We start from the raw sequence: 15,434 nt of genomic DNA, 5'->3' as shown, positions 1-15,434 counted from the left end.
TGATTGAATAGTTATGTTGTCTCATTAATACAAGGATATCTTTATGGCACCTTTGACCCGCTCCTCATTAAATAAATCTAGTGCTAGAGTCCTAAAACGAGCATTATTTTTACTGCCCATAATGTTTGTAGCATTTCCGATTTATAGTGAAAGCTTTACCGCTAAGCGAACAGGACAAGGTTTTACCGGCTTAACACAAGACTTTACTTCATCGTTGAGCAACCCCGCCTTACTGACTAAGTTCCGTAATGATAATGACGTCTTCTTTTCTTTAAACATAGGCATCATGGCATCTGATAAATATAATGTTATTGATACCGCGGAGGACATTAGTGACAATCTTGATACATTGGCCGACGACATTAACGGCACGCAACTTCAAAATATTCAATCACCAGATCAAGTAAAAAACTATAGCGATGATTTGAATCAGCAGGTCGACAATATAATTACTGATTTTGAAAAAATAGATGGGCAAGTTGTAAAAGTGCGTAATGGCTTGAACTTACAAATTATCATCCCTAATCAATTTTTGAGTTTTGGTCTTTTTACCAACCAATATAGTCGTATTGGTGGGGTAATGGATTACAACGAAAACGATGAAGAAATATTAAATGATGCCATTTTATCAGGTGACCTAGATTTAAAGGATCTAGAATCAGCAACTACAGCCGTCGGTTACTCCATTGCTGAGGCAGGTTTTATGGCTGGTTATCCTGCCATTACACACACTAACTATGATCTAAGCGTCGGTGCCAAGTTAAAATATCAACGTATTGATCTTTATTATAACCGCGTACAAATTAGTGACTTCGATGATGACGACTTCGAGATTACCAATGATGAAAATATCACAAAAAAAAGTGGCACTAATATTGACTTAGGATTATATATAAACTGGGGCTCAGAGCGTCAATGGCACGCGGCATTGGTCACAAATAATTTAATAAAACAAACCGTGCATCATGTTGAGAAAAATCTTATTTTTACTTTAGAAAACAGTACTAGCTTTGGTTTAAGCTATCAAAACAGTTGGGTAAGTTTAGCAACCGATATCGATTTAACCGATCGGGAACAATTCGCTTCTATAGAGCCATCCAGATACGCTGGCGTGGGGGCTGAGTTTCGTTTCTATGAGCATATTCAATTTCGTTTAGGTTATCGCACTGACTTAAATAATGTTGATGATGATATTTATACTGCTGGTATTGGTATTTCACCTTGGGATGTTTTCGCCGTTGATATTGCTGCCTTTACCGGAGATAGCGACACTATAGGGGCTGCATTGCAACTCAGTTTAAAAATATAGTCATCCTTTCTGCTAAGTTACGGTACTTCTCTATATTCTTTGCATAACAGATAATAAAAAAGCAGTTATTGATAATATCAATAACTGCTTTTTTAATGTTATATGGTTAGTAATAATTTAAAGTTTAAAGTAATTACAAAAAACCTTATATAACTCAGTCCCCTGATTAACACTCGCAGAAGCGAAGTGCAAAATAGGAATAACCTCTTGCTCAAGTGACACATAATGCAACGCCTCACCATCACCGTAATTATCCATACGAAGGATTCGAGCTAACGGCTCTCCGGCTGCTAAAGGCTTACCGAATTCCCCAAGGTAATCAACCATGCCACCCATAGGTGAATATAAGGCTTTATAATCCTTCAGGTAACAAGCGTATCTGGTCATTTTTTGTGGCTGATACTGTTTATTATCGATAACACCCTGATATTGTAAATAAGATAAAATACCCAGTGCATCTTGCTTAGCTACATCTAGGTCAATTTGCTCTTGAGAGCCAAGTTCAACCGTAAAGCTTTCTTTTTTAAAAGCGCCTTTACCCATAGTAAAGTTTCGCCCTAAATTTTGATAGGCTTCTTGTAAGCTCCACCATGGACAAAAGGTTGCTTCGTCCATTGCGCCATCAAAGCCATTCTGAATAAAGATGGTATGCTCAATATCAAAATACTCAGCACTGGCTTTTGCATACTCAGGACAATATAAGTGCTTGCTTGAAATAGGACCTGTGTGTAAGTCCAAAACGATATCAGCTTGATGAGCTAGTCGTTGTAACTGGTAGGCAATACGTTGTCCCGTAGTGATCCCCCAAATATTGTGCTCTAATCGTTGGTCTATCTCAGTGATCAAAAGTTGCTGGAACTTATCTTTTATTTCATCTTCACTCGCATCAAGGTATTGCTGAGCAAAAGGGGCAATAACACTTTGGTCAAAGTGATACATTCGATTCCAGTTTTCCCCTGTGATGGGGTCAAAACGGCCTAAAGTATACTCGCCATTCTTATGATTACAGGCTACCGGGTTAGCATAAGGCACTAAGGTAATATTGCCTTGTAAATTACAATGCTGTAGCAATTCAAGCAGCTGAAAAATAACTGCGTTACCTTGTACTTCAGCGCCATGCATATTGGCCTGAATATAAACACTGGGAGAAGAGTTATTTTCAGCTTTAAAAACATATACCGGCACAGTTAGCTTAGCGCCACTTGCCATTTCGCCAACTGACATAACTTCTTTGGTAAAATTATTCATCGTAACTCCTCTACTATGCCAAATAAGATGAGGCAGGCTGAGCTGCTCTGACTTGAGTTAGCGTACCATTTTGGTAAACATATTCAGCCGCTAATTCATGACATAAGAAAAACGGCATGCTTTCAGTAAATCCATAAGCGCCACAATAACCAAACACGAGTTGTTCACCAACAGCAGTGTCTTTAGGTAACTTTAAATGCCCTAACTTATCCATGCTAGTACATAAAGGACCATGAAGGTCAAAAGCTTGCATAGAGTCTTCTTCAGCTATAAACCCTTCTCGTAGTATTTGTACCGGAAAAGGTTGATCTGTTATCGCAGGGCGCAATAAATGATTTATTCCCGCCGCCAACACCAACTGCTCTTGGTTGTAATTCATTTTTCTATCAACAACAGGTACGACATAATAACCATACTCTGCAACCGCAAAACGTCCTAACTCAAGCCATAATTCTTTGACACCAGATTTTTCTTTGATTATAGCCAAGTCTTCGATAACTTGAGACCAAGACAAAGCTTGTCCTTCACCTAAGTAATCAATACCTAAACCACCGCCTAAATCGAGTACATCAAGTGTCATACCAATGCTTTTAGCTAAATCGGTCAAGGGGGTTATCATTTGAGACCATAATGAAAACATTTTTTCATTACTTAGCATGTTGCCCCATTGAAAAATATGCAAACCACAAAGATCCAACGCTGGATAGCCATCTACGTGGATATTCTGCCACTCAGACACTGATAAACCAAAAGGCGTTAAGCTATTTCCACCCAGTGGGTTTTTCTCGCCTTCATGCCATTGCAGCTGAACTCTCAAAAGCACTTTCGGTCTTGCATTGCTACAGGTAGATTGCTCCTGCTCAATAACAGCTTCATTTAACCAGTTCAGTTGATTTAGACTCTCAACCACAAAAGTATTAACACCCTGCTTAACAAATGCAGTCAGTTGTTTTTTTGATTTAGCGGGTCCGGTATTTAATACTCGGCTAGGGTCTATTCCTTGCGCTAACACTTGAGATAATTCACCGCTACTGGCGACATCAAAATTAAAGCCTTCACTATCAAGAGTTTGAATTATTTTTGATAGTGGATTAGCTTTAACAGCAAACCATAATTTAATGACGTCTTGCTGCTGCAAAGCGGCTAAATGTGCTTTAAGTGCATCGAGTTGATAAACAAAATAGCCTTGCTCATCTTCTGGAGATTCATGTGTAACTAAGGCATTTTCAATACTGGTGTCAAACCAAGTGGATTTAGTCATCATAGTTTTCTTTAATCTTAATAACTCAATCGAGTTAGTGAATTAGTTACTCATCTTTAAGCTGTAGGGCTCAAGCTAAAGAAAAAAGCACGGAGTTGATGAATATCAATGAGTACTTTTGACGTATAGATTGGACCATACAGCGACAAGATGATTAATTAACGTAGAATTGATTCTAGTTCAAGTGAAGCATCGCTTTTCTCATCGCGATATTTAACGATAAGTGCACAGGCCATACTTAGACCTTGCTCTTCTGCCCATTCACCTTTAACAGGACGGGTACCAGGTACAACAACAGCACGTTCTGGAATTTCAGCACCTTTTTCTCGCATAACTTGATTAACACAGTCATAAACAGGTACTGATTTAGAAAGAGATACACCCGGTGCTAATACCGCGCCTTTCTTAACAACAATGCCTTCAACGATAACAACACCAGCACTTAAAAAGGCACCATCTTCAATTATTACAGGGCTAGCGCCTACTGGCTCTAATACGCCACCAATTTGAACGGCTGCTGAAACATGAACATTTTTACCAACTTGCGCACATGAGCCAATCAAAGCATGACTATCAACCATAGTGCCACTATCAACAAAAGCACCAACATTGATATAAGCTGGTGGCATGATGATAACACCTTCAGCAACGTAAGCACCTGCGCGTACTGATGAACCACCAGGTACTAAACGAACACCATCTTGTGGTGTAAATTGACGAGCTGGTAAGTTATGTTTATCAACAAAACCTTGGTAATTATCATCAAAAGCAACGTTTTTACCCGCTTTAAAAGCAGCTAAAATACCTTTTTTCACTTCAATGTTGGCATGCCAGTTACCGGCATCATCTTGGTTTGCCGCTCGTAAACTACCTGATTCTAACTGCGCTAATACATCTTGCCAGTTCATTTATTACTCCGCTTATCTGATAAAAAGTCTATAGAAAGATTATGAGTATCCGTGTTATCAAAGGCATGCTTAGGGCACACTTAATTAATAAAACTAAATACATTGTACGGAGGACTGGGCATTGACAAAGAAGAGCATAATATCAGCTGAGCCGATATTTGGGCTAATATGCAAAGACCAGAAGCTCCCCACTTAAACAACCAATTATGGTTGTTGTTCAAAGTGACAGTTGTTGGGATTCAGCCCACTACTTTATAAAATATATAAAGTACACAACCGATAAATAGCTTATCAAATAGCCATTTATCTCGGCGTTAATCCCCCTCATTACCATCTACAGATTTTGATATCTGTTTTTGAATTGTTCAAGACAATACAAAACAATAGTAATTACCTGGTTAACGCTCCTCTTCTGGCCCTATTAAAATTTACTGGTAAGTTACTCAACCAGTAAATTGGAATTAGGGACAGTTACTATTTAAGCATTTTTTTTATCTCGACACAATTAACTTACGGCAAATAACCCTATTCCCTTATACTTATTTACCGTAGAATATAACCATTGTTCTTTCTCTATTTATTACCCTGTGTCTTGCCCTATGTCATTGTCAAATCCTAGCCAAATTTTGTTACGTAATAGTGAATTACTTATAGCTAAAGCGCCTTTATTTATTAACTTACCTGAGGATGGTTTCATTGAGGCTTATACAGAGATTCATAAGCCAGAAACTATCAATTGCTTTAATACAAATTTCATTGATTATCAGGCAATTACCAAAAAGCATTGCAGTTCGACAAATACTAAAAATGTTAAGACAACCTTTGCCAGCACCTATCAAACAAAAATCAATCATGATCTGGTGATAATAGCCTTTCCTAAAAGCAAAGCTGAACTCAACTTCACGCTTGCTATGATTGCTCATTGCATAAATGATGAAACAAAAATAATACTGGTTGGCGAGAAAAAATGCGGCATACAGTCTGCAGCTAAATTAACGCAAAATATATTCTCTTGTTGTCAAAAAGTCGATGCTGCACGTCATTGCTTGCTTTTTGTCGGTCTATTTCAGCCAGAAAGATTATCCGATGTTTTTAATCTTCAAGACTGGTTTAAAAAATATCAGATTACTGTTGAGGGTATACAACTAACAATAGCCTCTTTGCCTGGGGTTTTTAGTCAGCAAAAGCTTGATGTTGGCACCGCATTATTACTGAGTAATTTACCGAGCAAGATGGCAGGAAAAGTTCTCGATTTTGGTTGTGGTGCAGGGGTAATCAGTTGCTTTATTGGTAAAAAATTTGGCGAGACAAACTTATCCTTATTAGATGTTAGCGCTTTAGCAATAACCTCCGCACAAGAGAGTTTAGCGTTAAACGGTTTATCGGGTAATGTGTTCCCTTCAAATAGCTTATCGGATGTAAACGAACACTACCAACACGTTGTTTCAAACCCTCCATTTCATCAAGGGGTTAAAACGCACTACCAAGCCAGTGAAGACTTTTTAGCCGGAATAAATAAAAAACTTAACAAACAAGGTAATATTACGATAGTAGCCAACAGTTTTTTACGTTATCAACCGATCATGGAAACACACATTGGCAATACTGGCGTGATAACGAAAGACAAAGGGTTTACTATTTACCGAGCTCAGTTATCATAAAGATACAAAATATAATTTATTGGGTACCATGCCACACTTAACCAACACCATATCACTGCACCGTCGCTTAGTTAAAAGTATCATGGCTTTAACCCTATTAATAATCATCACTGTTTCGATGAGCATTATTAATATGGTCGATGACCATGAAAATAAGACTATTGCTAGTGAAACTCGTGCATGGGCAAATATCCTCGCAAAAAATAGTCGTCAATTTCTAGAAAGTGATAATGATAATAGTCAAACAGCACTGAGCAGCGAACTTAAAAAATTAATCTCAACTCCTCTCATTAATCGTATACATGTGTATCGCTTGAATGAAGATAGTAGCATTGAGTATTTCAGTAGCTATAATAAAAATCATAATTTTCCAGCTATTAGCGACAAAATAGCCCAAATATCACAATTAAGTACTATCCAGTATGACGAAAACTATCTAGAACTCATTGTAAAAATCAATCAAGGCCAGCATACCTTAGGCTACTTATTTATCCAATCTAGCCTACTTGAAAAGCAAAGTTTCATCAAAAAATTAACCTACATTATGCTCAGTTTTCTAGTCTTTGCGCTTATAATCGCTTTTGGTGTTTCCCAATGGTTATTTAATAAAACCAATCAACCCATAGTCAAGTTAATCGAAGATGTTGGACAAATATCACAAAGTAAAGATTTCAGCATTCAATTAGCTAGTCAGCCCTACAAAGAGCTGGATATTCTGGCTAAAAATATCAATGTGTTATTACTTCGCACTGATAAGCATATCAATAGAATAATTGATGAACATCAACATGCTTTATCTCAAAATCAAGCATTAGAGAATAGGCTTAGTGCGAGAACCGACGCATTAAAAGAATCAAATCAAGAATTACTATCAACCTTAGAAAAGCTACATGAATTTCAGGGGCAACTGGTTGAGACTGAAAAGATGGCTTCACTTGGCGATATGGTTGCCGGCATAGCGCATGAAGTGAACACTCCTATTGGTTTAGGTGTTACTGCTTCGAGCTTATTAGCAGATAAGCTAAATGAAATTAAAGTTTCTTTTGAAGATAAAACATTAAAATCTAGTCAGTTAAAAAAATTCTTAACTGACGGTGTTGAAAACGTCTCGATTATATTTCGTAATTTAGAACGAGCAGCAAAATTAATCTCAAGCTTTAAAAAGGTTGCTGTTGACCAATCGAGCGCTGAAACTTGTACTTTTAATGTTCATGGTTTACTCGATGAAGTATTGCTAACACTTTCAGCAAAACTGGTCTCTACCAATGTAACTGTCTCTGTTATCTGTCCAGAAGATCTTAACATCAAGAGTAAACCAGGCCCTATCAACCAGATACTAATAAACCTGATCCTAAATTCAATTTATCATGCTTTTGAAGGGCTTGAACATGGCACGATAACGATAAACGTTATGAACCTGAGTGATCAATTGCATATTAATTATAGTGACGATGGTCTTGGCATTGATAATTCCGTGAAAGCAAAGATTTTCGATCCCTTTACAACCACCAAGCGCGGCAGTGGTGGCAGTGGGTTAGGTATGCATTTAGTTTACAATTTAGTAACTCAAGCGCTAGATGGTCATATAGTGCTTGATGATGAACCAGAGCATGGTGTGTGTTTTGATATCACTTTTCCGGTAGAATTAGCAGCAACTTAATGAAATAATGGTCTAAAAAATTGTTTTTTCAATTTCACGTGACTAATATAGTTAAATAAATGTAAATATATTACAAATAGTTCACTCATTATAATAATAATCTCAATCACCATTTAAATATTAGGTAAATTCCAACATGCAGACTTATCAAATCTTAGTTGTCGAAGATGAAGACGTCACCCGTTTTAACTTACGCAACTTATTTGAAGCAGAAGGTTACGTTGTTTTCGAAGCTGTTGATGGCAATAGTATGGCTGAGCAGCTTAGACTTCATACCATCAATCTCGTCATTATGGATATTAATTTACCTGGCAAAAATGGCTTGTTATTAGCACGAGAATTAACGGCAAATAAAGACTTAGGCTTAATTTTCCTTACCGGTAGAGATAGCGACATTGATAAAATTCTTGGTTTAGAGATTGGTGCAGATGATTATTTGACCAAACCGTTTAACCCACGTGAATTGACTATTAGAGCTCGAAATATTTTAAGTCGTATAGGTCAAACGAGTACTGAAGCCGAACAAAGCATAGTGAGCTTCAACCAATGGACTTTAGATGGTAACTCTCGTCAAATGACTAGTCCAGAAGGTGAAGTAATTGCTATTCCTCGTGGTGAATTTCGTGCATTAAGCTTACTTATAAAAAATGCAGGTAAAATAATTTCACGCCAGGAGTTAATTAAAGAGATGACAGGTAGAGATTTACGTTCTAATGATCGTACCGTCGATGTCACCATAAGGCGCCTTCGTAAGCACTTTGAATTGAACCAAGAGACACCAGAGCTTATTAATACGATTCATGGTGAAGGTTATCGCTTTGTCGGTACTCTAGATTAAACTGTTTCAAGGTTAATATAATAGCAGCCCTAGCTTGGGCTGCTTTATTTATTGAGTCTAATAAAATGTAATCGCAGCCTAGATAGTTACCAGCCAATTTTTAAAAGCGAGTATTGCGTGTTCATTCGATAATCTCAACTCTTTTAACAATACCGATTTTTTCTCCTTTGACACCTCAGTTTTTTCTAATAACTTCAATTGTCCATGTAATTGGTACATACCAACACTTGCTGCAGCACCTTTCATTTTATGGCAATGATCTTGCCAGCCAGTAAGAGAATCATTGAGTTGTGCATTTTCAATATCGTTAAGATAAATCTCAACTTGCTGACAATATAAAGCGAACATCTGCTCAACAATAGTTTTACCTAAACTGTCTAAATAACCTTGAAGTAACTCCAGATCTAAATCAGGATTCGATCGTTTAGTTTCCACAAACACGCCTTTTTCTGTAAAGAATATAGGATGCATCTATATTACCGCAGTAATAAAAATCAGACAAACTTATTGAAACTTATGAAAAAACATATCATATATCTATATTTTTTATCTCTAGAGCAACAACAGTAATGATTACCATTAAAAAATAAGCTAGAATGTGCGCCCTTAGATCTACTCTTCGTCCTTATTCCAAGAAGAACTCGAAGATTAGTTAGTAACTATCGTTTAAAGTGGAGTCGAAATGACGACATCAATGCCAGATATCGCCAACCATACAACAGCTCAAACCGAAGGTACGCTTGACTGGGTCGGCATGAGTAACATTGAAATGCCTATTATGGTTGCCTCAAAAGGTGAAAGTGAGCGTATGGTCTCTGCTCATATTGATGCCTTTGTGAACTTAAAAGATGCAAAAGCTAAAGGCATACATATGTCACGCCTTTATCTACTTATCGATGAATTATCTACAAGTAATGTACTTAACTATCAAAGTTTAGTGAGCTTGCTTGATGGTTTTATTAGTAGTCACCAAGAATTAAGTGACCAAGCTAAAGTACAATTTTGCTTTGATTATCATTTACGTAGAAAATCATTAATCAGTGGTAAAGAAGGCTGGAAGGCTTACCCGGTAACGCTAACAGGAAACCTAAATCAAGGTAAGCTCACTATCGAGCTAACCATTGATGTACCCTATTCATCAACTTGTCCATGCTCTGCGGCTCTTGCAAGACAGTTGATTCAAAAAGCTTTTCAAGATAAATTTGCTCAACAAAGTGAATTGGCTTTAACTGATGTTCATGAGTGGTTAGGTACAACCGAAGGGATCGTAGCAACCCCTCATTCACAGCGCTCTGTTGCTGAAGTAAAAGTAAAACTAAATTCAAGTATTAATGACTTTCCAATTACCGAAATAGTTGATCTGGTTGAAGGCTCTCTTAAAACACCAGTACAAGCTGCAGTTAAGCGTGAGGATGAGCAAGAATTTGCTCGCCTAAACGGTCAAAACCTAATGTTTTGTGAAGATGCCGCTCGTCGTTTACAGCATAGCTTGAATCAAACAGACCAATTTGATGATTTCTGGTTACGGATAAATCATTTAGAGTCTCTTCATGCCCATGACGCTGTTAGTGTCACGACCAAGGGTATCGAAAATGGCTATCAGCCATAATAATAATAGTTAAATTCTATTATTAAACTAAAGCCAATAGTGTCAAAACTATTGGCTTTTTTATGTCCGTGACTTAATTACTAGTAAACACATCAGCTGTCTAAATCACTTAGCCAGCAAAAACTAAATACTGATTATAGATATGTAATATTACATGCCTAACCACAGTATTTATTTCATTACTTTCCCCCTATAGAAATAAAGACAATTATCAAAAATAACAACCACAGCAAAAACAATCTCTTGATAAAATCACCTTCCAATATTCAATTACGACTCGATATAGCCATCAGAATGACTGACGAGCAAAAGCTCTATTTTAATTGACCTTTACCGAAGAACTGGGTAGTGTTGATAGGTCCACTTACTTAAAAAGAGGTGTATTTATGCATTTTTTCCATGCCTTTATTCTTTTTACCTGTCCTGTAAGTAAGTTGGTTTATTATTAGGAGAAAAATATGCAACTTTATGATCATAGCGTCCAAAAGGACAACTGTGGTTTTGGTCTAATTGCCCATCAACAGGGTGAAACCAGTCACAAACTAATTAAGACCGCTATTTCCGCTTTAGATCGTATGCAACATCGTGGTGGTATCGCCAGCGATGGTAAAACAGGTGACGGTTGTGGCCTATTATTGCAAAAACCAGACAGTTTTTTTCGCGCAGTAGCCGCCGACAATAACTGGAAGCTAGGTAAAAAGTATGCTGTAGGCATGATTTTCCTAAGCCCTGATCCAATTGAAGCTGCACTTTCTAAAAAAGTATTAGAAGAAGAGTTAGCCAATGAATGCTTAACATTAATAGGCTGGCGCACAGTACCTATCGACACATCTGTATTAGGTGAAATTGCTATAAGCAATTTGCCAACAATAGAGCAAGTCTTTCTTGATGCTCCTCCCGGATGGAGAAACCTAGAACTAGAGCGCCGTTTATATATGGCGCGTCGTCGTGCTGAAAAGCGTATTACTGACGAAAAATTTTATGTTGCCAGTTTGTCTTGCTTAGTGACAATCTACAAAGGGCTGATGATGCCTGTAGATTTACCAAATTTTTACTTAGATTTAGCTGATATTCGGATGCAAAGTGCTATTTGTGTATTTCATCAGCGTTTTTCAACCAACACCTCGCCACAATGGCATTTAGCACAACCTTTCCGATATCTAGCGCACAATGGTGAAATCAACACCATTAACGGTAACCGTCAATGGAGTCGAGCGAGGACTCATCGCTTTAAATCACCATTATTGCCTGACTTACAAGATGCTGCTCCTTTTGTTGGTCAGACAGGCTACGATTCATCATCTTTAGATAACATGCTTGAACTCTTTTTAGCGGGTGGTATGGATTTATACCGTGCGATGCGCTTATTGATGCCGCCGGCATGGCAAAACAGTCCCTTAATGGATGATGATTTACGTGCCTTCTATGAATTCAATTCTATGCACATGGAACCATGGGATGGCCCCGCTGGCGTAGTAATGACTAACGGACGACATGTTGCCTGTAACCTTGATAGAAACGGTTTACGCCCTGCCCGCTATGTTATCACTCGCAATGGTTTTATTACCCTCGCCTCAGAAGTAGGTATTTGGGATTACGGTGAAGATGAAGTAGTGGAAAAAGGCCGTGTTGGCCCTGGTGAAATGCTCGCCATTGATACCTACACAGGTAAAATATCTCATTCAGCCGATATTGATAATAATTTAAAGGAACGTCATCCTTATAGAGAGTGGTTAACTAAAAATATTCGCCGATTAGTCCCCTTTGATCAACTTGAAGCTAACTTGATTGGTCAACGCGTATTTACTGATGCAGAAATGAATCAGTACCACAAAATGTTCAATTACAGCTATGAAGAAATTCAGCAAGTCATTCGAACATTAGCGGAGAATGGCCAAGAAGCCACGGGTTCTATGGGCGATGATACTCCTATGGCAGTATTATCGAGTCAAACGCGTACTTTATATGACTATTTCCGTCAGCAATTCGCGCAAGTAACAAACCCACCAATAGACCCATTACGTGAACGTTACGTGATGTCACTAGGCACCTGTATTGGTCGTGAGCATAACGTATTTAACGAAACGTCGGGTCATGCCGATCGCATGTTATTTTCAACGCCTGTGCTTATGTATACCGGCTTGAAACAATTACGAGATTTAGACCCTGAGCATTATCGCTCAGACACATTAACGCTAAGTTTTGATGCAAAAGAAGGGTTAGAAGCCGCCATAAGACGTTTATGTGATGAATCAGAAACACTTGTTCGCGATAGCAGCACTGTTATTTTGGTCTTATCAGATAGAAATATCCAACCAGGTTTACTCGTTATACCTGCTGCAATGGCTGTCGGCGCGGTACAGAAACGTTTAGTTGATCAACAGTTACGTTGCGACTCTAATATTATTGTAGAAACGGGTTCAGTTCGTGACTCGCATCAATATGCGGTACTACTTGGTTTAGGTGCTACCGCTATATATCCTTATTTAGCGTTTGAAACTATTGAGCAATTAGTTGAACAAAAGCAAATAGATTTATCAGCCCGTGATGCTATCGTTAATTATCGAGAAGGTATCAATAAAGGGCTATTGAAAATACTCTCTAAAATGGGTATTTCAACCATTGCCAGTTACCGCTGTGCCGGATTATTTGAAGTTATCGGCTTAAATGAAGATATTATGGAGCTTTGTTTTAGTGACTTACCAAGTCGCATTAAAGGAGCTGATTTCAGTGATATTCAACAAGATGCAGCTAACCTTACACGCAAAGCATTTTTACCTCATCAAAAAGTTAATCATGGCGGTTTATTAAAGTACGTTCATGGTGGTGAGTACCATGCCTTTAATCCTAATGTGGTTAATTATTTACAACGTGCAGTGCAAAACGGTGATTATAATGATTATCGTACTTTTGCCGATGAAGTTAATCAGCGCCCAGTAGCCACCCTGCGAGACTTATTAAAACTTAGGGATGACTGCGAGCCGATTGAACTCGATCAAGTAGAGTCTGAAGGAGAAATGTTCAAACGTTTCGATAGCGCTGCTATGTCAATTGGTGCGCTTAGCCCAGAGGCACATGAAGCTCTGGCTATTGCGATGAATCGTTTAGGCGGTTTTTCAAACTCTGGTGAAGGTGGTGAAGATGAGCGTCGTTTCGGTACGGTTAAAAATTCTCGTATTAAACAAATTGCCTCAGGACGCTTTGGCGTAACTCCACATTATTTAGTCAATGCAGACGTATTGCAAATTAAAGTGGCGCAAGGGGCAAAACCTGGTGAAGGTGGGCAGTTGCCTGGTGATAAAGTATCACCATTAATTGCTAAATTACGTTACTCAGTACCTGGTGTTACCTTAATTTCTCCGCCACCACATCATGATATTTATTCTATTGAAGATTTAGCTCAGCTTATTTTTGACTTAAAACAAGTTAATCCAAAAGCGGTTATATCAGTGAAGTTGGTATCTGGACCTGGCGTGGGTACCATTGCGTCCGGTGTTGCTAAAGCGTATGCCGATTTTATTACCATCTCAGGTTACGACGGTGGTACTGCCGCCAGCCCGCTTAGTTCAGTAAAATATGCTGGTTGCCCTTGGGAATTAGGTTTAGCGGAAGCTCATCAGTCATTGGTGACCAATGGCTTGCGCCATAAAGTACGTTTACAAGTTGACGGTGGTTTAAAAACCGGTGTTGATATTGTTAAAGCGGCTATTTTAGGCGCTGAAAGCTTCGGCTTTGGTACCGCACCTATGGTAGCGTTAGGCTGTAAATTTCTCCGTATATGTCACCTAAATAACTGTGCTACCGGTGTAGCAACTCAAGATGAGGTTTTACGCGAGAAATTCTTTAAAGGCTTACCTGATCAAGTAATGAATTACTTTAAATTTATTGCCCGTGAAGTACGTGAAATCCTTGCAAGTCTTGGTGTAAGAAGTTTAACTGAAATCATTGGTAGAACTGACTTATTAGTACAGATTGATGGGCTTACGTCTAAGCAAAGTAAATTAGATTTATCACCTATAATCGCGCCTGTTGTTGCCGGTGAAAATACGGCACTTCATCAAACAGAAGAGAACACTGCATTTGATAAAGGTCAGCTAAATCAGAAAATTTTAGCTGCCGCCAGTGATTCGGTATCTCATAGTAAAGGCGGTGAATATCGTTTTACTATTCAAAATACTGACCGCTCTGTAGGAGCAACGTTATCCGGTGAGATTGCTCGTCATCATGGCGATCAAGGCATGGCCTCTTCTCCTATCACAATACATCTGTCAGGTACTGCAGGACAAAGTTTTGGTGTTTGGAATGCTGGCGGTTTGAACATGATTTTAACAGGTGATGCCAACGATTATGTCGGCAAAGGTATGGCGGGCGGCAAGCTCACTATCAAACCCCCTGTTGGTGTTGAATACGCTAGCCATAAAACAATGATTATGGGTAATACTTGTCTATATGGTGCTACTGGCGGGGTGTTATTCTCTTCAGGTCGTGCTGGTGAACGTTTTGCGGTACGTAACTCTGGTTGTCATGCGGTTGTAGAAGGCACAGGCGATCATGCTTGTGAATATATGACTGGCGGTATTGTTACTATACTAGGTGATACTGGTGTTAACTTCGGCGCGGGCATGACCGGCGGTTTCGCTTATGTATTAGATGAAACGGGTGACTTAGATGTTCGCCTGAACAAAGAATCCATTGAAATGTTGGCTATTGAAGACTTAACCATTCACCAAGAACATTTACGTGGCATCATCAATCAACATTTTGAAGAAACCGGCAGCTTACGCGCTCAAGAGATGCTTCATGACTTTGATAGGTATGCACCATTATTTAAACTGATTAAACCGACAGCTACCGATGTAAAGACCTTATTAGGTCACCGTAGTCGTTCAAGTGCTGAACTTCGTGTCCAAGCACAATAATTGGTAAGAATTGAGGATTTA

The 15,434-nt window shown here is 38.5% G+C and carries 10 protein-coding genes and 1 riboswitch; of the genes, 6 read left to right on the top strand and 4 right to left on the bottom strand.

Going from position 1 to position 15,434, the window contains the following annotated elements:
* Window positions 1-43 precede the first annotated feature (43 nt).
* The gene (gene traF / locus ESZ36_RS08415) at window positions 44-1,309 is read left to right on the top strand and encodes a conjugal transfer protein TraF (RefSeq protein ID WP_146786280.1); all 1,266 of its coding nucleotides are present in this window, start codon (window positions 44-46) and stop codon (window positions 1,307-1,309) included.
* Between the two features lie 117 nt (window positions 1,310-1,426).
* On the opposite strand, the gene ESZ36_RS08410 is transcribed toward traF, so the two are convergent.
* From ESZ36_RS08410 to ESZ36_RS08400, 3 genes are all read right to left on the bottom strand, one after another.
* Complete coding sequence (locus tag ESZ36_RS08410) at window positions 1,427-2,557, bottom strand: succinylglutamate desuccinylase/aspartoacylase family protein (RefSeq protein WP_146786277.1); 1,131 nt, start codon at window positions 2,555-2,557, stop codon at window positions 1,427-1,429.
* Window positions 2,558-2,570: 13 nt separating this feature from the next.
* Window positions 2,571-3,818 carry a PLP-dependent decarboxylase gene (locus tag ESZ36_RS08405; RefSeq protein WP_146787325.1) on the bottom strand — a complete coding sequence of 416 codons (1,248 nt, stop codon included), beginning with the start codon at window positions 3,816-3,818 and terminating at the stop codon, window positions 2,571-2,573.
* A 158-nt stretch (window positions 3,819-3,976) separates the two neighbouring features.
* Window positions 3,977-4,726, bottom strand: coding sequence for a 2,3,4,5-tetrahydropyridine-2,6-dicarboxylate N-succinyltransferase (locus ESZ36_RS08400; protein ID WP_146786274.1), 750 nt, complete (start codon window positions 4,724-4,726; stop codon window positions 3,977-3,979).
* Window positions 4,727-4,899: 173 nt separating this feature from the next.
* A riboswitch (Lysine riboswitch) is annotated at window positions 4,900-5,146 on the bottom strand.
* A 179-nt stretch (window positions 5,147-5,325) separates the two neighbouring features.
* On the opposite strand from ESZ36_RS08400, the gene ESZ36_RS08395 reads away from it, so the two are divergent.
* From ESZ36_RS08395 to arcA, 3 genes are all read left to right on the top strand, one after another.
* The gene (locus ESZ36_RS08395; protein ID WP_246129030.1) at window positions 5,326-6,387 is read left to right on the top strand and encodes a methyltransferase; all 1,062 of its coding nucleotides are present in this window, start codon (window positions 5,326-5,328) and stop codon (window positions 6,385-6,387) included.
* A gap of 28 nt (window positions 6,388-6,415) precedes the next feature.
* Window positions 6,416-8,047, top strand: a complete 1,632-nt coding sequence (locus ESZ36_RS08390; RefSeq protein WP_246129029.1) for a sensor histidine kinase — start codon at window positions 6,416-6,418, stop codon at window positions 8,045-8,047.
* 136 nt (window positions 8,048-8,183) lie between these two features.
* The gene (gene arcA, locus ESZ36_RS08385; protein WP_146786267.1) at window positions 8,184-8,885 is read left to right on the top strand and encodes a two-component system response regulator ArcA; all 702 of its coding nucleotides are present in this window, start codon (window positions 8,184-8,186) and stop codon (window positions 8,883-8,885) included.
* A gap of 78 nt (window positions 8,886-8,963) precedes the next feature.
* Here the strand turns inward: arcA and ESZ36_RS08380 are convergent, their stop codons facing one another.
* Window positions 8,964-9,320 (bottom strand): Hpt domain-containing protein, encoded by a 357-nt coding sequence (locus tag ESZ36_RS08380; RefSeq protein ID WP_246129028.1) that lies wholly within the window; start codon window positions 9,318-9,320, stop codon window positions 8,964-8,966.
* A gap of 247 nt (window positions 9,321-9,567) precedes the next feature.
* On the opposite strand from ESZ36_RS08380, the gene folE2 reads away from it, so the two are divergent.
* Together folE2 and gltB are read left to right on the top strand one after the other, a co-directional pair.
* Complete coding sequence (gene folE2, locus ESZ36_RS08375; protein ID WP_146786265.1) at window positions 9,568-10,494, top strand: GTP cyclohydrolase FolE2; 927 nt, start codon at window positions 9,568-9,570, stop codon at window positions 10,492-10,494.
* 458 nt (window positions 10,495-10,952) lie between these two features.
* A complete protein-coding gene (gltB, locus tag ESZ36_RS08370; protein ID WP_146786262.1) occupies window positions 10,953-15,413 on the top strand; it encodes a glutamate synthase large subunit in 4,461 nt (1,486 codons plus the stop codon).
* Window positions 15,414-15,434 lie beyond the last annotated feature (21 nt).

This window comes from Colwellia demingiae (genome assembly GCF_007954275.1).
In the GTDB taxonomy this organism is placed as follows: Bacteria; Pseudomonadota; Gammaproteobacteria; order Enterobacterales; family Alteromonadaceae; genus Colwellia; species Colwellia demingiae.
The sequence above is the reverse complement of the archived record's forward strand: the minus strand, read 5'-3'. Positions and strand labels throughout refer to the sequence as shown.